The 19,737-nt window shown below is 71.7% G+C and carries 17 protein-coding genes and 1 pseudogene; 12 read left to right on the top strand and 6 right to left on the bottom strand.

Annotation, left to right across the window (positions count from 1 at the left end; genetic code table 11):
- Positions 1-2 precede the first annotated feature (2 nt).
- Complete coding sequence (locus ACZ516_RS09135; RefSeq protein WP_469009312.1) at positions 3-839, bottom strand: tyrosine-protein phosphatase; 837 nt, start codon at positions 837-839, stop codon at positions 3-5.
- A 385-nt stretch (positions 840-1,224) separates the two neighbouring features.
- Between ACZ516_RS09135 and ACZ516_RS09130 the strand changes: the two genes are divergently transcribed.
- On the top strand, positions 1,225-2,031 hold the full coding sequence (locus ACZ516_RS09130; RefSeq protein ID WP_361082389.1) for an SGNH/GDSL hydrolase family protein: 807 nt from the start codon (positions 1,225-1,227) through the stop codon (positions 2,029-2,031).
- A 295-nt stretch (positions 2,032-2,326) separates the two neighbouring features.
- Here the strand turns inward: ACZ516_RS09130 and ACZ516_RS09125 are convergent, their stop codons facing one another.
- A complete protein-coding gene (locus tag ACZ516_RS09125; RefSeq protein WP_358577694.1) occupies positions 2,327-2,899 on the bottom strand; it encodes a TetR/AcrR family transcriptional regulator in 573 nt (190 codons plus the stop codon).
- Between the two features lie 127 nt (positions 2,900-3,026).
- Positions 3,027-3,623 (bottom strand): carboxymuconolactone decarboxylase family protein, encoded by a 597-nt coding sequence (locus tag ACZ516_RS09120; protein WP_469009311.1) that lies wholly within the window; start codon positions 3,621-3,623, stop codon positions 3,027-3,029.
- A 202-nt stretch (positions 3,624-3,825) separates the two neighbouring features.
- Between ACZ516_RS09120 and ACZ516_RS09115 the strand changes: the two genes are divergently transcribed.
- A complete protein-coding gene (locus ACZ516_RS09115) occupies positions 3,826-5,016 on the top strand; it encodes an MBL fold metallo-hydrolase (RefSeq protein WP_469009310.1) in 1,191 nt (396 codons plus the stop codon).
- Positions 5,017-5,639: 623 nt separating this feature from the next.
- Positions 5,640-5,867, top strand: coding sequence for a DUF5133 domain-containing protein (locus ACZ516_RS09110; RefSeq protein ID WP_469009309.1), 228 nt, complete (start codon positions 5,640-5,642; stop codon positions 5,865-5,867).
- Positions 5,868-6,067: 200 nt separating this feature from the next.
- Here the strand turns inward: ACZ516_RS09110 and ACZ516_RS09105 are convergent.
- Positions 6,068-6,358 (bottom strand): annotated as a pseudogene (locus ACZ516_RS09105) (cbb3-type cytochrome c oxidase subunit I); the annotation flags it as partial.
- A 187-nt stretch (positions 6,359-6,545) separates the two neighbouring features.
- Between ACZ516_RS09105 and ACZ516_RS09100 the strand changes: the two are divergent.
- The 8 genes from ACZ516_RS09100 to ACZ516_RS09065 all read left to right on the top strand — a co-directional run bounded on the left by ACZ516_RS09100 (position 6,546) and on the right by ACZ516_RS09065 (position 13,868).
- Positions 6,546-6,713 carry a hypothetical protein gene (locus ACZ516_RS09100; protein WP_358577523.1) on the top strand — a complete coding sequence of 56 codons (168 nt, stop codon included), beginning with the start codon at positions 6,546-6,548 and terminating at the stop codon, positions 6,711-6,713.
- A gap of 54 nt (positions 6,714-6,767) precedes the next feature.
- Entirely contained in the window at positions 6,768-7,217 is a 450-nt protein-coding gene (locus tag ACZ516_RS09095; RefSeq protein ID WP_361082399.1) for a DUF4383 domain-containing protein, read from the top strand.
- Positions 7,218-7,323: 106 nt separating this feature from the next.
- Positions 7,324-9,525 (top strand): NACHT domain-containing protein, encoded by a 2,202-nt coding sequence (locus ACZ516_RS09090; protein WP_469009308.1) that lies wholly within the window; start codon positions 7,324-7,326, stop codon positions 9,523-9,525.
- Positions 9,526-9,940: 415 nt separating this feature from the next.
- Positions 9,941-11,875, top strand: coding sequence for a sensor histidine kinase (locus tag ACZ516_RS09085; protein WP_469009307.1), 1,935 nt, complete (start codon positions 9,941-9,943; stop codon positions 11,873-11,875).
- 71 nt (positions 11,876-11,946) lie between these two features.
- Positions 11,947-12,381 (top strand): roadblock/LC7 domain-containing protein, encoded by a 435-nt coding sequence (locus ACZ516_RS09080; protein ID WP_358577531.1) that lies wholly within the window; start codon positions 11,947-11,949, stop codon positions 12,379-12,381.
- A 2-nt stretch (positions 12,382-12,383) separates the two neighbouring features.
- Positions 12,384-12,755 carry a DUF742 domain-containing protein gene (locus tag ACZ516_RS09075; RefSeq protein ID WP_469009306.1) on the top strand — a complete coding sequence of 124 codons (372 nt, stop codon included), beginning with the start codon at positions 12,384-12,386 and terminating at the stop codon, positions 12,753-12,755.
- Entirely contained in the window at positions 12,733-13,344 is a 612-nt protein-coding gene (locus ACZ516_RS09070; protein WP_358577536.1) for a GTP-binding protein, read from the top strand. The genes ACZ516_RS09075 and ACZ516_RS09070 overlap by 23 nt, the downstream gene beginning before the upstream one ends.
- Complete coding sequence (locus ACZ516_RS09065; protein ID WP_361082407.1) at positions 13,341-13,868, top strand: GAF domain-containing protein; 528 nt, start codon at positions 13,341-13,343, stop codon at positions 13,866-13,868. Before ACZ516_RS09070 ends, ACZ516_RS09065 begins: the two co-directional genes overlap by 4 nt.
- Positions 13,869-13,874: 6 nt before the next feature.
- Here the strand turns inward: ACZ516_RS09065 and ACZ516_RS09060 are convergent, their stop codons facing one another.
- Together ACZ516_RS09060 and ACZ516_RS09055 are read right to left on the bottom strand one after the other, a co-directional pair.
- Complete coding sequence (locus ACZ516_RS09060; RefSeq protein WP_469009304.1) at positions 13,875-15,755, bottom strand: DUF2264 domain-containing protein; 1,881 nt, start codon at positions 15,753-15,755, stop codon at positions 13,875-13,877.
- Complete coding sequence (locus tag ACZ516_RS09055; RefSeq protein ID WP_469009303.1) at positions 15,756-18,242, bottom strand: polysaccharide lyase 8 family protein; 2,487 nt, start codon at positions 18,240-18,242, stop codon at positions 15,756-15,758.
- Positions 18,243-18,679: 437 nt separating this feature from the next.
- Here ACZ516_RS09055 and tdh point away from each other — a divergent pair, with 437 nt between their 5' ends.
- On the top strand, positions 18,680-19,708 hold the full coding sequence (gene tdh, locus ACZ516_RS09050) for an L-threonine 3-dehydrogenase (protein WP_361082630.1): 1,029 nt from the start codon (positions 18,680-18,682) through the stop codon (positions 19,706-19,708).
- The last annotated feature ends 29 nt before the right edge of the window (positions 19,709-19,737 follow it).

Raw genomic sequence — 19,737 nt, 5'->3', positions numbered from 1 at the left:
CCTCAGACGAGAAGACGCTCGCGCAGCCGCTCGCGGGTCCCGGCGCTCACCCCGAGGCCCTCGGAGAGGTAGGCGTCGGTGCCGCCCCAGGTCTGCTCGATCGTCTCGAAGGCCGCCGCCAGATACTCGGCGCGGGCGTCGAAGAGCGGGTTGAGCAGCTCCATGACCTCGGGCGACATCGCGTTCGGGGAGTCGCTGGTGCGGCGCACCTTGTAGCGGCGGTGGGCCGCGTTCGACTCCAGGTAGTCCGCCTCGATGGCGTCGCGCTCGACGCCGACGGCCAGCAGCGTCACGGCTATCGACAGACCCGCGCGGTCCTTGCCCGCGGCGCAGTGCATCAGCGCGGGCACGCTGTCCTCGGCGAGCGCGTGCAGCACCCGGCTGTGCTCGGCCGTGCGGTCCTTGATGATCGTGCGGTACGAGGCCGACATCCGCTCGGCACCCTTCCCGTCGGACAGGATCGAGCGCAGCTGGTCGAGGTCGCCGTCGCGGACCATCTTCCAGAACTCGGCGCCGTCGGCCGGGTCGGTCAGCGGCAGGTTCACGTTGCGCACGCCGGGAAGGGCGATGTCCGGGCCTTCGAGGCGCTGGTCGGCGGCGTTGCGGAAGTCGAAGATCGTGTGCAGGCCCAGCGAGCCGAGGAACACGGCGTCGGCCTCGGTGGCGTGCGCCAGGTGGCCGCTGCGGAAGAGCACTCCGGGGCGGACGCGGCGGCCGTCCGCGGTGGGCAGTCCGCCGACGTCGCGGAAGTTGCGCACACCGGCGAGCTGGGGCTCCGACAGCTCGGGCCCCGACAGCTCGGGCTCTGACAGCTCTGGCGGCGGGACCTGCTGCGTCACGGGCTCTCCTCGGGGCTCGGCTGCCGGCGCGGCTCGCCGGTGGATGCGCCTTCGACGATACGACACCGTCTCCTGGCCGATCACCCCCTGTGCGGACGGTTGCCCGAGGGGTCACCGGCCGACGAAGACGCGCGTCGGCGGGCGTACTTGCGCGGGGTCCGGACGCGCCGCCGCGGGGTCCGAGGAACGCCGGCGTGTGCCCGTTGCGCCGGGTGCGGCGGGGGAGCAGGCGCTACGCGTGCGACGGGGGCGGCGTCAGGACCGTCGAGGGGGAGCGGTGCTTATTCCGCCTTTGAATGAATCTTGACCGGTGGGTTATCTCACCCTCCGTCAACCCCTCCCTACGGTGGCGTAGGACACTTAGGGAGGTGAAAGATATGACTCCGTGAGCGCAGAGTCGACAACCTTCATCAATCACCCCATCAACAACGGCGTATTCAGCTCCTACGCAGCGGTCGGCGACAGCTTCACCGAAGGCGTGGGTGACCCGGGCCCCGACGGTACGTTCGTCGGGTGGGCGGACCGCCTCGCCGTCCTGCTGGCCGACCGGGTACCCGAGCACACCTTCCGCTATGCCAACCTCGCCGTGCGCGGCAAGCTGCTCGACCAGATCGTCGCCGACCAGGTGCCGCGGGCCAAGGAGCTGGCCCCCGACCTCGTGTCCTTCTGCGCGGGCGGCAACGACATCATCCGCCCCGGCACCGACCCCGACGAGCTGGCGGAGCGCTTCGAGCGGGCCGTCGCCGACCTGACGTCGGCCGTCGGCACGGTCATGGTGACCACCGGGTTCGACACGCGTGGCGTCGCGGTCCTCAAGCATCTGCGCGGCAAGATCGCCACGTACAACATGCATGTCCGGGCGATCGCGGACCGCTACGGCTGCCCCGTGCTCGACCTGTGGTCCCTCAAGACCGTGCAGGACCGTCGCGCGTGGGACGGCGACCGGCTGCACCTCTCGGCCGAGGGGCACACGCGCGTGGCCCTGCGCGCCGGCCAGGTCCTCGGCCTCGAAGTGCCTGCGGACCCCGACCAGGCGTGGCCGCCGTTGCCGCCGCGCGGCACGCTCGATCTGCGGCGCGACGACGTCCACTGGGCGCGGGAGTACCTGGTGCCGTGGATCGGCCGACGCATCCGGGGCGAGAGTTCGGGCGACCGCGTACTGGCCAAGCGCCCGGACCTGCTGCCGCTGTAACGCCCCGCCGCCGGGTCCCTGCGACGCCCACGCCGGCCGTTCCGGGGATCGGCGCCTCGTCGGCCTGGCGCTCTGGCTCGGCCCTCTGCTGTCGCCGGCGCCCGGCGTTTGTTGCGGCGGGCGCGGGCGCCGGTTGCGCGGCGGTCAGACGCCTGATGCTCTGCTGCCCCGGCGCCCCGGCGCCCCGGCGCCCCGCGCCCCCGCGCCCCCGCGCCCCCGCGCCCCCGGCGCCCTGCGGCCCCGGCGCCCCGCGAGGTGGGCGCCCCGCGAGGTGGGCGCCAGAGTCGGCGTCGGGCTACGCGGCGGTCAATTCCTCGCGGTTCAGGCCCAGTTCGCGGGCGAGTGCCTCGTCCGCCCAGCCACGGGCCCGGGCGCGGGGGACCGCCCCCTCGTAGGCCGTCATCTGCACGGCGAGCCCGTCGAGGAGGGCGGTGAGGCGCAGCGCCGCTCCCATGGGGTCCGCGCACCGGAACTCGCCCCGGGCGGCGCCCTCTGCGATGACCTCGGCCAGCGCAGCCTTCCACTGCCGGTCCAGCTCGCCGGTCACCGCGCGTAGCGTCGGCTCGCGCAGGGCCGCCGACCAGCCCTCGATCCACAGCCGCCAGCCCTTGGCCTGCCCGGTCGGCGCGTACCACCGTACGGCCGCGCGCAGCCGGCGGACCGCCGACGTGCGGCGGCCCAGGAGCTTGCGGAGCCGGGTCAGATCGCGCCGGGCGGCGTGCTCGAAGGCGGCGGCGACGAGCTTCTCCTTGGACGAGAAGTGGTAGAGCACCAGCGCGTTGCTCACCCCGAGGGCCGCCGCGACATCGGCGATCCGCACGGCGGCCACACCCCGCGCCTCGATCTGCTCGACGGTGGCGGCCAGCATCTCCGCCCGCCGCTCCGACACCTTCAACCGCACGCCTTTCACGCCGAGCACCCTACCCACGCCCGGCGTACGCCCCCCGAACGAGCCGGCCGGCACCGAGCGGCGCGCGCGGCGCCCGGCCGCCGCCTCACCGGGCCGCCGTATCCGGCTGGTCCCGCAAGTCCCGCAGGTCCCGCTGGTCCCGCAGGTCGCAGGAGTCCTTGAAGCCTTGGCTGGTCAGGCCGAGGGCGGAGTTGAACCGGGAGCGGTAGTTCTCCACGGCGATCATGGCGGTCAGTTCGACGAAGGCGGGCTCACCGAGGCGGGTGCGCAGGCGCTCGGCGAGTTCGTCCCCGACGGTCGGCGGGTTCGCGGTCATCGCCTCCGCGTACTCCATGACGTCGCGCTCCAGCGGGGTGTACGCCTCACTGTCCCGCCAGGCCGGGACGTCCCGCAGCTTCCGGGGGGCCATGCCCCGCCGGTGCGATTCCCAGTAGCCGAAGTCCATGCACCACGCGCAGCCGATCGAGGCGGCCGACGCCAGTACGGCGAGCTCCTTGAGGTCGGCGTCCAGCTTGTTCCACTTGGCCACGCCCTGCTCGAAGCGGAGGTAGGTCCACAGTGCGCGCGGGTGGTGGGCCAGGGCCCTGCCGGGGTCGAGGACCTTGCCGTAGGTGCGCTCGGAGTACCACTCCATGAGGCGGAAGAAGAGGGTGCGGCGCGGGGTGAGCGAGATGCGGGCCATGGGGCCACCTCCGATGTCGTCCGCCGGCGGTGCTCGCCGGACGTCGTCCTCCGGTGTCGTTCACCGGACTACTGAAGGGACGGATCACGGCCCGCGGAATGTGACATCGCGGCCGCCGGGTGCCGCACGTCGGCCCCGCGGGAATGTGGCAGCACGGGCGGTGGACATAATGGGAGGCCAGTCCCCCCTTTCTGGAGGTCCCGTGTCCCGGTCCCTGATTCCCGGGCTCCGCACCCTGCGGACCCCCGCCTTCGGCGCGGATCCGGCGGGCGCGCGGCTGGCGCGGATCCGCAGGTCGCCGAACTTCTCCGTGGCCGACGGGTCCTTCCGCAACCCCGTGGGGGCGCGCATCAGGCCGTCGGGTTCCAGGAAGGAGTTCGCGAAGGTCTACTTCCGCAAGGAGGAGCGCGCGCGCCGGGGCCCCGCCGGGACGATCCCCGTGCACGCCACGACCCTCGCGGACCTCGCGAAGCCGCCGGCCGACGGACTGCGCATCACCTGGATGGGGCATTCCAGCGTCCTCGCCGAGCTCGACGGGCGACGCGTGCTCTTCGACCCGGTGTGGGGCCAGCGGTGCTCGCCGTTCTCCTTCGCCGGGCCCAAGCGGCTGCACCCCGTGCCGGTGCCGCTCGCGGCCCTCGGGCCGGTCGACGCCGTGGTCATCTCGCACGACCACTACGACCATCTGGACATGCCCACCATCAAGGCGCTGGCCGGGACCGGCACGGTGTTCGTGGTGCCGCTCGGCGTCGGCGCCCACCTGGAGCGCTGGGGCGTCCCCGCCGACCGGCTCCGCGAACTGGACTGGCAGGAGTCGACGCAGGTCGCGGGGCTGACCCTGACGGCGACGCCGGCGCGGCACTTCTGCGGCAGGGGCCTGCGCAACCAGCAGCACACGCTGTGGGCGTCCTGGGTGGTCGCCGGGCCCGAGCACCGCGTCTTCCACAGCGGGGACACCGGTTACTTCCCGGGCTTCCGCGAGATCGGCGCCGAGCACGGGCCGTTCGACGTCACGATGATCCAGATCGGCGCCTACTCCGATTTCTGGCCGGACATCCACATGACCCCCGAAGAGGGCGTGCGGACCCACCTGGATCTCCAGGGCGGCCGGGCGAGCGGCGTGATGCTGCCGATCCACTGGGGCACGTTCAACCTGGCGCTGCACGCGTGGGCGGAGCCGGGGGAGTGGACGAGGGACGCGGCCGAGGAGGCCGGCCAGGCGGTGGCGTTCCCGCAGCCGGGCGAGCCGTTCGAGCCGACGGGGAACCTGCCGGGGGAGGCGTGGTGGCGGGCGGTCTCCGACCCGATCGCCCCTCCCTGGCGCGGTCCCCGAGGTGCTCAGGGTGCGGCCGAGACGAGCAGGGGTGATCTCGACCTCGCGGGCGAGCGGTGACGTCGGTCGGCGACGAGCTCGGCGCGATGGTCCGGACGCTGAAGCGTCCTCCGGCTCGGCCGGTGTCGGTGGCAGCGTCTGCGGTGCGGCGCATGTCTGCCGCATCAACCGACCTCAACGCCGAGACATCGCTGTCACCGGTGTATCCCTTCAACGCGTCAGGGGAGACGATCACCCTCTACGACGGCCCGGTGGCCGGACCGGCCGGGCCGGAGGTGCCCGGAGTTGTGCGGTACGACTTCACGGGCCCAGGTTCCCGTCACGCCTCCCGGAATGCGCCGACTCTGCGATGGCAGCTGCCGGGAGGAATCCATCAACTCACCGGCAGCTCGATGAGCTGAACCCCGCCAAGGCGTGCCGACGACGCACCACATCGCCGCAGCGCACCGACCGCGAGATCATCGTGCAGTCCTGGGCCGCTGCCCGTATGGATTCGGCCACCTGCCGGGCGGGGGAGGGCGCCTCGCACGGGGCGAAGCGGTGAGCATCGGCACCGACAAGCCCTGCCCACCGACCGCGCTGCGCCCTCCGATGATGACCGAAAATATGTCGGCATGGCGGTCCAGGCGTGGGGCAAACGATGGATGTAGTACCCACCTGGATCTGGTGAAGGAGAGCTTCCCATGCTGATGGCGCACCCGGCAGTGCTGAAGGATCTGGTCGAGCAGTACGAGACCCTGCGGGCCCTGCACGCCGAAGACGGCAGCGCCGAGGCGCGCCAGCGCATGGAGGACGTCGCCTACACCCTGTGTGTATCGACCGGTACGCGCGACATCGAGGCGGCCCTTGTCGCGGCCCGCCACTGCCTGCCGGGCGCTCGCGTGGAGGACGACTCGCTCCTGACTGCCTGAACGCGGCACGCGGCGGGCCATCGGGGACTTCCCCGCTCGGCTGTGCCCTTCGGGTGCTTCCCTTACGCCTGGCGTGCATGACCGTGGACCCAGATCGTCATGGACGTGCACCTTCGCGCTTTCGACATGCGGCACAGGACCTCGGCCCGTTCGTCGCCGACTTCCCCGGTCTGGTGGTGCCGGCGACGCGGTAACACGGGGAAGAGCTCCACGCCGGTGGGTACGGCGATCAGATAGGTCATGAATGCGAAGAACGGCAGCAGTGCCGCGCCGGTCGCGAACATGTGGTGCGCCCACACCGTCACGGACAGGCCGGTGATCGCGATGGTGGCGCCGACGAGCCCCATGTATTCGAAGATCGGTTTGCGGGAGAACTCGGGGAGGATCTCGGTGATCACACCGAAGAACGGTAGCGCGAGGATGTGGGCCTAGGGGTGCCCGCAGAACCAGAACAGGTGCTGCCAGAGAATGGCCCCGCCGTTCTCCGGGTTGACACCAGTGCGCTGCTGAGGACGAGGAGGGCGGTGAGGCGAAGGTGTTCCGCTTCCGCAGTTTCTTGCGGTGATCCCCGCTCCGGTCGCCATCGAGCCCGATCGGTGGTGTGCTTTTGGAGGGTAAAGGGGCCGGGACGGGGTGCCTGCACGGGCCTGACACCGACACATCCGGCACGGAGGCAACATGAGCGAGCAGACACCGTCACAGGCCGAGGGCGAGCGAGAGCAGGACACCGCGTCGAATGGCGAGCAGCCGACGTCCGACGCCCCTGAGCCGCCCCGCACCACTCCCTCACAGGCGGAAGGCGAAGACACGGACGAGGAAGACCGCGAGTCCGTGGAAGGGAACTGATAGCTCGTCAGTGGGCGCCGGCCGCGAAGGCTGTTGAGAAGGAAGGTCGCCGTCATGACCGCACGTACACGCGCCACACGGGGTTCCCGTAGCCCGGTCCAGCGGGCGGCCCTGCTCGTCGGAGCGGTGTTCCTGCTGGTAGGAGTGCTGGGCTTCATTCCGGGAATCACCACGGATTACGACACCATGAAGTTCGCGTCCCACGACTCGGGCGCGGAGTTGCTGGGCGTTTTCCAGGTCTCCATCCTGCACAACCTGGTGCACCTGGCCTTCGGCGTCGCGGGTCTGGCCCTGGCCCGGACCGTCTCCGGAGCCCGGACATTCCTGCTGGCCGGAGGAGCCGTCTATCTGGTGCTGTGGCTCTACGGCCTACTCATCGACCACCACAGCAGCGCCAACTTCGTACCGCTCAACAACGCCGACGACTGGCTGCACTTCGTCCTCGGCATCGGCATGATCGCACTGGGCGCGCTGCTCACCCGTCGTAGCGCCGCGGCCAGGTAGGAACCGGGCGGCGGCCTTCAGTACCGGTGATCCAGGGTCTCGTGATGGTCCCTTGAGCCATGATGTGCTCATGGTGCATCGAAGGCGTGCCGGGGGAGTCTCGGCAGTGGTGTTCAGCGTTGGGGTGTGCTTGGTCGGCCTGTGGTGGACGGTGGACACGCTGCCGCAGACGAAGGGGGAGAAGCCCGACCCGGCAGGGGTCCTGGCTCTCCTGCCCAGCCTGGTGGGTGTGGTCCTCGGGGGATGGGGAGCGTGGGCGGGAATCCAGGCCCTGCACAACCAGCGCACGGCCTCGGTGATCGCGGACGAACTCGCCGGACTGGTGGCGCGGGTGGAGGGCGTGCAGTACCGGCAGTTGCTGGGCAGTGGGCCTGCCGCGCCGGACGGGCGGATCGACCTCGCTTTCACGGTCACGGCCACAGGGATGAGCAGTTCGCGCGCCGACGGAACGCTGGAGGGGATCGCCGAGTACTACCGCAGCCTGCGGCCCGGGCGGATGGTTATCACCGGTACACCGTCCGAGGGCCGGGACGGGCGGATGGGCGGTGACGCGGGAACCGGAAAAACCGTGCTCGCCCTGTCCTTGATACTGGGCTTGGCCAAGGAACGTTCCCCGCAGGAGCCGGTGCCGGTACGACTGACCGCGGCATCCTGGCCCGGCAGCGGCATACGGGACTGGCTGCGGACACACCTGACCGATGTTTATCGTCTTCCCCGCCGCGAAGCCGCCCGTCTGGTGGACGCCAACCTCGTTCTGCCGGTCATCGACGGTCTGGACGAAATGGACCCGGGCACAGCCCCCGGCTACACCTCACGCGCCGCCGCCTTCCTCCGCCGCATCGAACGGTTCGAGCACGGTGGCGAACACTGTCCGGTCGTCGTGACCTGTCGGCACGCCCACTATCAGGCCCTGGTGGAAGCAGGAACAGAGCCCCGGATCGTGGCACACGTTGCCGTGGCCCGCGTCGACGCTTCCCGCGCCCATCGATACTTGTCGCAACGCGTGGCCGGTACGGAGCGGGGTCGAGACCGCTGGCAGCCGGTTCTCTCCGCCCTGGACGCAATGACGGCGGGTCCGGTCGGCACCGTTCAACCGGCACACACTCTGCTGGCCGAGGTACTGGATACACCCTGGCGCCTGACTCTCGTCGCCACTGTCTTCGAGGAGCGCACCGTCGATGGGAGATACCTGCGTGATCCCGGCGATCTGCTCGTGCTGGCCCCCGGCGGGCATCTTTACGAGTACCTCTTGGACCACTACATCGGTGCCGCGGTGGCCACACGCCACCGTGAATCGGACGGCATCCCCCGGCCATCGGGTACGCACACCGCCGACACCGTCTGGCGCAACTTGGCCTTCCTCGCCCGTTACCTCAATGACAACAGCGGCCCCCAAGACGGCCCACCCCGATACGTCGCAGGGCGTGCGCTGAGCAGCACCGACCTGGTCCTCCACGAACTGTGGCCCTTGGGCGGGAAGCATCGGACACGGTGGACCGAACGTGTTCTGGCCGTGACGGCGCCACTCCTGCTGGTCAGTCTTGCCGGACTTCTGGTAGCGGGTGACTCTTTCGAGTTGGTAGTGCCATGGGCGTTCCTCCTCTGTTTCGCGGTGCTCTACCGTTCAGCATGGCCGAAGCCATGGCGGATCGACTTTGGTCGCCTTCGTACCCCGGCCGGCCGACGCGCTCTTGCATTGGGTTCCACGGTCGGTTTCTCGATCGGTTTCCTGGTTTTCTTCGGCCTGTTCTATAGTATTTTCGGCTTCTTCTATGCGACGAATGAGGCCAGTGACCCATGGCTGCTCCAGGACAGCCTCGTGGTCGGCCTGGCGTTCGGGCTCGCGACAGGGCTCGCGGCCGGTCTCGCACGCGGGCTCATGAGTAAACAGGAGCAAGCGGGAGTCCTTCCCCATCACCTCATCCGCATGGACCTCACGGCTGCGATCGTGTTCGGACCCGTGACAGCGGTCGCGGCCACATTCCTTTCCGGGCTCGTAAGTCTGCTCGCGTTCAACACCCTTTACGGAGTCAGCTTTGGGGATCTTCCCTTTTTGACGGTGTCCTTTTTCGGGTTGATGATCGGGGCGTTCATTTTTGGTCTCCCTGTCGCAGGCGGCTCGGCAGCCCTGCGGTATTTCGCGCTCCTCCTGCACATACGCAGGAAGCTACCGTGGCGGTTGGGGCGCTTCCTCGACGTCTGCTATGAACTGGGCATCCTGCGCGTGTCCGGGACGGCATGGCAGTTCCGCCATCGTGAACTTCAGGACCACCTCGCCACCCGCCCCGTGCCACCACCCCGCTCATGAGCGTTTCGACGTGGGCCGACGTCGGCTCCCCGCCAACTTCTGCGGCACGGTGCCGGCCGTGCGGCCTGCGCTGCTTGCAGGTCCGCGTCTCAACGAACCTGCTTACGGCTGGGCTGTCGAAAAGTTCGATGTCAACAGCCTGAGCAGTTGTGGCGGAAACGTACGTACGGCGTGAATCAGACGCCCGTACGAGACGTCATACCAGAGCGGGACGCACCCCCGCAGACTTTGTCAACTGCCCACCGCACGTGATGCCGCGCCGACTACCGTGAGTGGCCGTCGGGCGACGCAGCGATCACGAGAGCAGGCATGCCATCGCGACCTGCCGGCCGGCACGGCGCTGCCGAAAACATGCCGCACCCACGAGGAGTCGGACCACCCGCCGAAGCCCCGTCGCAACGTACCGAGGACGCAGATGTCGCACCTACGCGCACCGGCCGCCCGCGCAGACCGCCGTGAGGGCGGACGGCACGGCAGGCCCGGCAGCCGGGCCGCCCTGGCCCTGCCCGAGACGCACATACGGCCCCAGCTCCTGCGGATCGCCGTGCTGCCCGCCGTCGCCGTCGGGCTGAGCGCCTGCGCGGCCGTGCTGTTCACCCTGAGGTCCACCGGCGCCCGGCCCGGGCCCGCCCTGTTCGCAGTGCTCACCGCCGCGGTCCTCGTCGGCCTCACCGGCATCGTGATCGCCGCCGTGGCGGCCGACCGCGCCGCCAGGTCCGTGCACGACCGGCTCGGCGCCCTGCGGCGCACCGCCGCGCGCGGCCAGTCCGAGCTGCGCGGCGTCGTGGAACAGCTGCGCCGAGGCGATCAGCCGCCCGCGCGCGGCACACCACCCGGACCCCGGCCCGGCGGGGACGAGTTCGACCAGCTCGCGGACGAGCTGTCCCGCGCCCAGGGCGTCGCCGTCGACGCCGTCGTGCAGGCCGCACAGCTCTCCGGGCACGCGGGCAGCGAACAGAAGGTCGAGGTCTTCGTCAACCTCGCCCGGCGCCTGCAATCGCTGGTGCACCGCGAGATCTCCCTGCTCGACGAGCTGGAGAACGAGGTGGAGGACCCCGAACTGCTCAAGGGCCTCTTCCACGTGGACCACCTGGCGACCCGCATCCGCAGGCACGCGGAGAACCTCGCCGTGCTCGGCGGCGCCGTGTCGCGCCGCCAGTGGAGCAACCCCGTCTCGATGACGGAGGTGATGCGCTCCGCCATCGCCGAGGTCGAGCAGTACTCCCGCGTCAAACTGGTGCCGCCCATCGACGGCACCCTGCGCGGGCACGCCGTCGCCGACGTCATCCACCTGCTCGCGGAACTCGTCGAGAACGCCACCGTGTTCTCCGCCCCGCACACCCAAGTCCTGCTGCGCGCCAACCTCGTGACCGCCGGGCTCGCCGTCGAGGTCGAGGACCGGGGCCTCGGGATGCCCCTCGCGGAGCAGGACAAGATGAACCGCCTGCTCGCCGACCCCGACCAGGTGAATGTCGCGAGCCTGCTCCAGGACGGGCGGATCGGGCTCTTCGTCGTCTCCGCCCTAGCCCGCAGGCACGGCGTCGCGGTCCGCCTCCAGAGCAACATCTACGGCGGTGTGCAGGCCGTACTGATCCTGCCCCAAGCCCTGTTGGGTGCCGAGCCGCAGGCGGAGCCCGTCGCCGACGTACGCCGCCGTCCGGCAGCCGAGGAGGCAGCGCGGGGCGCCTCGGGCGACGGGCGGAACGTATCGCCCGTACAACACGATGTGCCGACCGCGCCGATCGGGTCCGCCGTGGCATCGACGGCGTCCGCCCTCCCAGGCCTACAAGGGGTGCAAGGAGTGCAGGGCGTATCGGGTGCAGCAGCCGTACAAGACGTGCTTTCTGTACAAGCTGTATCGCCGGTACAAGACGTGCCCCCCGTACAAGACGTGCCCCCCGTAGGAGACGGAGGGCCAGGACAGGGCGGCGGCGTAGGGGGTGCCGCCCGCGCAAAGGGCCTCGTACCCGCGCCCCTGCCCGTGCGCGGCGCCCGCCAGGACCGGCCGACACCCGCCGACGCCGTGCCCGGCATCCGGCCCGAGGACCGGCGGGCCGCCGCCGAGCACGCGGCGGCACCGCTCACGCCCCTGGGCGGCGCGGCGCCGGACCGCGTCGACCGGCCCCAGCTCCCCAAGCGCCGGGCGCAGGAACACCTCGCCCCCCAACTGCGGGACGCCCCGGCGCCGCGCCCCGACAGCGAGCACCTCGTCGGCCACGACCCCGGGCTCATGGCCGCGTTCCAGCGCGGCATCGGCCTGGCCCAGGCGCAGGACGCGCGCGACCCCACCCCACGCGGCGGCGGCCTCCCCGGGGACGGGCGCGAGCAAGGCGGTCGGCCCACACCATGACGCCCCGCCGCCCCCCACCGTCCCCGCACCCGCTGACCCTCGTACGTCGTACCCCAAGGAGTCGATCCACCATGGCGAGCGATGCGCCGACCGGCCATGTATCCGATCTCGACTGGCTGATGAGCGGCCTCGTGCAGCGCGTGCCGCACACCCGCAGTGCCGTCCTGCTCTCGTCCGACGGCCTCGTGAAGTCGGTGCACGGCCTCGACCCGGACAGCGCCGACCACATGGCGGCCCTCGCCTCGGGCCTCTACTCGCTGGGGCGCAGCGCCGGCATCCGCTTCGGCGACGGCGGGGACGTCCGCCAGGTCGTCGTGGAACTGGACTCGACCCTCCTGTTCGTCTCCACCGCCGGCTCCGGCACCTGTCTCGCCGTCCTCGCGGGCCGCGAGGCGGACGCCGCCATCCTCGGCTACGAGATGGCGATGCTGGTCAAGAGCGTGCGCCCGTACCTGATCACCGCGCCCCGGCAGCCCGCCGGGGAACCCGCGTCGATGAGGCGCTGAGCGTGGCGGCCCCGCACGACGGGCCCTGGCTCGACGACGCCGCCGGACGGCTCGTGCGTCCCTACACCGTCAGCGACGGACGGACCAGACCGACCACCCAACTCGACCTGCTCTCCCAGGTGATGGCCACCGGGGCGACCCCCCTCGGCTACCTCGGGCCCGAGCACTCCGCGGCCCTCGGGCTGTGCGGTACCCCGACGTCCGTCGCCGAGGTCGCGGCGCAGCTGAAGCTGCCCGCCGCCGTGGCCAAAGTGATCCTCTGCGATCTCCTCGACTCCGGGGCCCTCACCACGAAGGCCCCGGACTTCTACCACAACCCGACCGACCGGTCCCTGTTGGAGGCAGTGCTCGATGGATTACGACGACAGCTCTGACCCCTTCCCCACCTCCGACCCCTTTCCCACCGCGCTGAAAATCCTGGTGGCCGGCGGTTTCGGGGTGGGCAAGACGACCTTCGTGGGCGCGGTCAGCGAGATCGCTCCGCTGAGCACGGAGGAACTGCTCACCACGGTCAGCGAGGCCACCGACGACCTGTCGGGCGTGGAGAACAAGACCACGACGACCGTCGCCATGGACTTCGGACGCATCACGCTCGACCCCGAACACGTGCTGTACCTGTTCGGCACGCCCGGCCAAGAGCGGTTCTGGTTCATGTGGGACGAGCTGTCCGAGGGCGCCCTCGGCGCGGTGGTGCTCGTGGACACCCGCCGCCTGGAGGACTGCTTCGCGGCCGTGGACTTCTTCGAGCAGCGCGGCATGGGCTTCATCGTCGCGATCAACGAATTCGACGGCGCCCACCGCTACGAGCCCGAGGAGGTGCGGTCCGCCCTCGACCTCGACCCGCGGGTGCCCGTGGTCCGCTGTGACGCGCGGATCTCCAGCTCGGGCATCCAGACGCTCCTCATCCTCGTCAAACACCTCCTCAACCACGCGCCGGAGCCCAGTTACGGAGCCCACACGTGAGGTACGACCCGGCCGGCCACCTGCTGCTCACCCCCGTCGACAAGGAGGCCCCGGCGCGCGTGCGGCGGCTGCGCGGTCTGGGCATCGGGGACCGCGTCGAGCCGGCCTTCGACCACTTCGCGGGCCGCCTCGCGGAGCTGACCGGCGCACCGTACGCGATGGTCAACTTCATCGACGAGCACCGCCAGTTCTTCGCCGGCCTGCACCCGCAGGGCAGCTCCGTGGGCCGCTACATGGCCCGCGACCACGGCTACTGCCCGCACGTGGTGGTGCGCCGCAAGGCCCTCGTCCTGGAGGACGTCCGCGACTTCCCGCGGTTCGCGGGCAACCCCGTGGTGGACGAGACCGGCATCCGCTCCTACCTGGGCGCGCCCCTCGTCGACCGCACGGGCATCGTGCTCGGCACGGTCTGTGTGGTCGACGTCGAGCCGCGCCGCTGGGGGCGGGCGGGGCTCGACACGATCAAGGCGATGGCGGCGGAACTGGTGGAGCAGATCCACCGGCGGGAGGACGGCTTCATCTGACCCCGCTCACAGCTCCAGCTCCGTCCCGTCGGGGAACCGGACCCGTACGCCGTCCTCGTCCACGGCACAGGTGACGCCCTCGCGCAGTGCCCGCGCGTTGATCGTGTCCCGTGCGAGGATGACCAGCGTGACATGGACGCTGTGCCCGCCCGGATGGTCCGGGAAGGCGAGGAAGGGCGTCGCGGAGTGCGGCCCGTAGGCGTTGGCCGCGACCTCGCGGGCGACGCCCGTCTCCTCCTGCCAGCCGTGCAGGGCCACCAGGGCGCTGGTGAGGCCCGTCGCCGTGCGGGTGAGGGCCCAGCCGGGGCCGGATTCGACGTGCGGGCATGCCGCGTCCGCGACCGCGTAGCCGCCCTCGCGGACCGTCGCGCCGGCCGGGGCCCGCAGCCGGTGCGCGCGGATCTCCCACGGGCCGTGCAGAGCGCTCGTCGTCACGACGGGGAACGTGCCGTCGTGGCCAGGCAGGCGGGCGTCGTGGTGGGAGGCGGCGAGCCGTCCCGCGCAGCGCAAGGGGTGGATGCGCAGGCGCCGCGAGGGCGTGCCGTCCGGGGCGAGCAGGGCGAGGTGACCGTCGACGCGGCGCTCCCACGCGCGCGGGGCGGTCTCGGGGGCGCTCGCCGTGGAGTAGCCGAACTTGGCGTAGTGCGGGTCGTCCTGGGCGGGGCCCGCCAGGGGGTTGTGGTCGCTGCCGTGGTTGATCAGCCGCACGATGCCGTCGTGCCGGGTGCCGTGCAGGAGCCAGCCCGGCCGGGGGAGCGCCGTGTACTGGTCGTACTCCTCGACGGGGAGCGGCAGTTCGCGCTCCGTCCACACCGGGTGGTCGGCGGGCAGCAGCAGACCGAGGAAGGCCTTGCTCGACCAGTACGGTGACGCCGGACCCGAGTAGGGCTGGGTGGCGGGCGGGAACGTGCCGTACCAGCCGAGCGGCAGCAGCCCCCGCTCGTCGGGGACGCCGCGCTCCACGAAGTGCCGCACCGCGCCGGAGGCGAGCCGCCGGGTCAGGCCGGGCGCCAGGGGCGTGCAGCGCACGAGGGCACCCATCCAGGCGGGCACGGCCGCCGCGAAGCGGTAGGTCAGGGAGCGGCCCTGATGGACGGGGGCGCCGTCGGCGCCGAAGAAGTGCGGGTGGACGGTCAGGAACCGGGCGAGGCGCTCGCGGTAGAGCGCGCCGCGGCCACCGTCGTCCTCGCCGGCCATCCGGGCCCACAGCAGCGGGTACAGGTGCATGGCCCAGCCGATGTAGTGGTCGAAGTTGCGCCCGTCGCCGTCGCTGTACCAGCCGTCGCCGCGGTACCAGTCCTCGATGCGGTCCAGCCCGCCCTCGATGTCCGACCGGCTGTGGGGCGCGCCGACCGAGGCGAGGAACTGCTCGGTCACCACCTGGAAGAGACGCCAGTTGTTGTCCCAGGTCTTCGCCCCGATGAACCCGGAAAACCAGTCGACGACCCGCTCCCGGACCCGGGTGTCGAGCGTGTCCCAGATCCAGGGGCGGGTCTCGTGCAGCCCGATCGCGATGGAGGCGGCCTCGACCATCTGCTGGGAGCGGTCGGTGAGTTGCGGCCACGCCTCGGCGCCGGCCCGGTCGGTGCCCGTTGTCAGACCCCGCGCGTAGCGTTCTGTCAGGCGGGGGTCCACCTCGCCGCCCGCCCCGGCGATCCGGAAGGAGGCCAGCAGGAATGAGCGCGCGTAGCCTTCGAGGCCGTCCGACACCGCCCCCGAGCAGCTCTGGCGCCCCGGCAGGCGGTACTGCGCGAAGCCCGGCGTCGCGTAGGGCACCAGCGCCTCCAACTGCCGGTCGGCGAGCGCCTCCCAGTGCGCTCTCGTCCAGCCGGTCAGCGGGGACAGGACACGGTCGGCGGGCGGCAGCCAGCTGCGCGGCGCGGACATTCAGACGACCTCCGCGGTGTGCGTGCGGCCCCGGGAGCCGCCGACCCGGACGGTGACGACAGGGTGCCGCCCCGGGGTGAGGGTCACGGTGTCGTCCGCGCGGAGCACCTTGCGTACGGGAAAGGGGAGTTCCACGCTGAGGGTCGTCTCCGTGCGGCCGGGATCGGCGACGGCCACCGACGTGCTCTGCGCACCGCGCCGGACGAGGACCGTGCCCGGCCCGGACGAGACGAGCCCGGCGGCGCGGCCCGGCCGCCAGAAGTGCGCGGCGAGCAGACCGGCGCGGGGTGCCTCGACGGCCTGGGCGGTCGTGTCGTTGGCGACGATCCGCACCGGGCGGCCCAGCGCCCAGGCCTCGGTCGCGGCGGGACTCGCGCCGGGCAGCAGGACGTAGGCGTACGAGGCGTCGGAGGGGGAGGCGCCGTGGTCGAGCCAGAGCGTGAGATAGCGCCGTGTGAGCGGCGTCGTGCCGCCCGCCGTGTCCGCCCCCGTGTTGATGTCGCGCCATCTGCCGGTGCGTTCTTCGCGCAGCGCGCGCAGGCCGAGGGCGTCGGCCCGGCCGGGGAAGTCCGGGAAGACGTAGCCGCCGGTGCCCGACAGGTGCGCCCACCGCGCATCGTCCAGCCGCGCGGACCAGCCCGGGTGGCCGGGTTGCGGGCGGCCGTCCACGGTCAGGGCCCCGGTAGGCCCGCCGGGCCCGGGGAGTTCGTCGCTTTGTCCGTGGATGCGGCGGTTCTCGACGACCGTCTCGATCGTGCGGCCGTCGCTCGCGTTGATGCCCGCGCCGAGCACGAGCACCGCATTGTCCAGGCAGAACCACGCCTTGCGGGCGCGCAGGGTGCTGCCGTCGGCGAGCAGCTCCATGGCGGCGGCGCCGTAGCGGCCGTCCAGGGCCGCGCCGCCCGCCACGGCGTTCTTCGGGCGGTAGGTGCCGGTGCCCGCTCCGGCGCCGATGTCGGCGCGGGCGCGGGTGTCCACGGTCGTGCCCGGCAGGCGGTACGGGTCCACGGTCGCCCAGAAGCCGTCCCCGAACTGCCCGAGATCGTCGCCGTGGTACAGGTAGGTCATGCCGTCGCCGGTGTACCAGCCGTGGAGGTTCTCGCCGTTGCCCGCCTCGTACGCGGCGATCCGCCGGGAGGAGAGCGACAGCGTCAGGGCCCAGCCCGGCCGCCGGTGCACCACCCGGTCCATGTCGGCGAACACATGGTGGCCGGTGAGCCGTTCGGCGGCGGGAATCGACGGGTCGTCCAGGACGGCCTTGGCGCGCGCCAGCGCGGGGATGCCGACCAGGCCCGCATAGGGGGTGGTGGTGTTGCGGCGGATCCACCCCTTGGCCAGCGAGCGCCAGCGCCACGCACAGGTGTCGGGGGCGCCCGTGGCCAGGTGGAGGATGTGGGAGACGGCCGCCGCGCCGTCGTGGTGGTCCCGCGCCTCCTCCCGCGACACCGCACGGCCGCGCAGGGCGTCCATCATCAGCCCGTCGAAGATCACCGGTGCGAACGTCCGGTCCACCGCGTCGTACAGCACCGACGTACGCGGGTCCTCGACCGCCCACGCGGAGCCCGCGAGCAGCGCGATCAGCCGGCCGGCGGCGCCGAGCAGGACACTGCCGTACGTGCCGGTGTACGCGACGGAGCCGTGCTGGACGAACGAGCCGTCCTCGTAGAAGCCGTCGCCCGAAGTGACGTACCTGAAGAGGCTGTTCCGGCCGCCGTCCCGGACGTCGGACAGGCCGTCGCGCGCGAGCGCCACCGTGGCCGGGTCCCGGGCGAGCAGGCCGCGCAGGGCCACGATCACGGCCTTGTCGGCGCGGTTGGCGCCGGTCTCCGGGAGCGAGGGCGTGTTGGCGCGGCGGTCGGGGTCCGGGCAGAAGCGCGCGACCGTCGCCGTGTAGGCGGCCAGGTCCTGCGCCGGCATCCGCTCGCGCAGCAGGACGCAGGTGTCCATCAGGGCGCCCGGCGCCCCGATCTCCCAGAACCACCAGTTGCCGGACTCCGGGCGGCCCGGGTGGTAGCCGGTGGCGTGCAGGAAACGCAGTGCGTCGAGGAGCGTCCCGACGACGTCCGCGCCCGTGCCGGCCCCGGACGCGGTGCCGGGCGGGGCGCTGAGGGACGTGCCGGGGGTGGCCCAGGCCGTGGCGAGGGTGCGCAGACGGGTGTAGCTCTGGCCGAAGTTGCCGGGCTCCGAGGCGGGGGAGAGGTCCGGCCACAGCGCGGTCCTGCCCGCCGAGCGGTCCAACTGCCGCCACCAGGTGGCCGCTTGGGTGTCCAGGGCCTTGAGCGCCGCGGCGAAGTCGGGATCGCCGGCGTCGAACGCGCCGCCGGTGAGCTGGGTCGCGGCGCGTTCGAGGAGGGCGTCGTAGGCGCTCTCGTGGTCGGCGGCCCACGCCGTGGTGCCCGCGACCGACGGCATGACGGCGGACGCCGCCCCGGCCGCGAGCAGGGAGCGACGGCTGGGCCCGGTGGGGCCGGAGAGGGGCAGGGGCATGCGGGCTCCCGGAGGCCGGAGGTGTCGGGGCGGAGGGGCGTCAAGGGCGCGGGGCACAGGGGCGGTGGCGATTGCGCGACAGCATGTAAGCGGTTGCTGTGAGGTGCAAGAGGTCCGGCGTCTTTCTGTGTTCCTTTCTACCCAGAAGCCATGGGGCGGCGGGGTGTTGTGGGGACGCGGCGGTCTCACTCAGCCTGTAAGCGATTACTGCGGTGCCGTCGGGGGCCAGAAATGAGCCTGTCGGGTCGCGGCCGACAGGTGCCCGCCCTGTACACCGAGCAGACCGCCTGTTTCGAGCGTGACCGGACCCGCTGACCCACAGGTCTGAAGGAAACCTGCGGCGCCGCTTAAGAAATCCTCGATGGACCCGGGCGCCCCGGTACGGAAGATTCCTGTGCCGTCGGGGGAAACATCGACGTACGACAGGAGCCGTGGCGTTGAAGGCGCTGGTCAAGGAGAAAGCGGAGCCGGGTCTCCGGCTGATGGACGTGCCGGAGCCGGTCATCGGCCACGGCGACGTCCTCATCAAGGTGCTCCGCACCGGGATCTGCGGCACCGATCTGCACATCCGGGCCTGGGACGGCTGGGCGCGGCAGACGATCACCGCACCCCTGGTCGTCGGCCACGAGTTCGTCGGCGAGGTCGTGGAGACCGGCCGCGATGTCGCCGACGTCGAGGTCGGCGACCTGGTCAGCGGCGAGGGACACCTGGTCTGCGGCAAGTGCCGCAACTGCCTGGCCGGGCGGCGTCACCTGTGCCGCGCCACCGTCGGCCTCGGCGTCGGCCGGGACGGTGCCTTCGCGGAGTACGTCGCGCTGCCCGCCGGCAACGTCTGGGTGCACCGCGTGCCCGTCGACCTCGACGTGGCCGCGATCTTCGACCCCTTCGGCAACGCCGTGCACACCGCTCTGTCCTTCCCGCTGGTCGGCGAGGACGTGCTGATCACAGGGGCCGGGCCGATCGGCCTCATGGCGGCCGCCGTCGCCCGCCACGCCGGCGCTCGCAACGTCGTCATCACCGACGTCAGCGAGGAGCGCCTGGAACTGGCCCGCAAGGTCGGCGTCAGCCTCGCCCTGAACGTGGCGGAGTCCACGATCACCGACGGCCAGCGCGCGCTCGGGCTGCGCGAGGGCTTCGACGTCGGCCTGGAGATGTCCGGCAACCCGCGCGCGATGCGCGACATGGTCGCCAACATGACCCACGGCGGCAAGATCGCGATGCTCGGCCTGCCGTCGGAGGAGTTCGCCGTCGACTGGGCGCGGATCGTCACCTCGATGATCACCATCAAGGGCATCTACGGCCGCGAGATGTTCGAGACCTGGTACGCGATGTCCGTACTGCTCGAAGGCGGCCTCGACCTGGCCCCCGTCATCACGGGCCGCTACGGTCACCGCGACTTCGAGGCCGCCTTCGACGACGCGGCGAGCGGCCGCGGCGGCAAGGTCATCCTCGACTGGACCTCCTGACCCTCCCCGGCCCACCCCGAAGGAATACA

This window comes from Streptomyces sp. NPDC034037, assembly GCF_055575715.1.
Note: the sequence above shows the minus strand (reverse complement) of the source record. Positions and strands in the feature narration are given on the sequence as shown.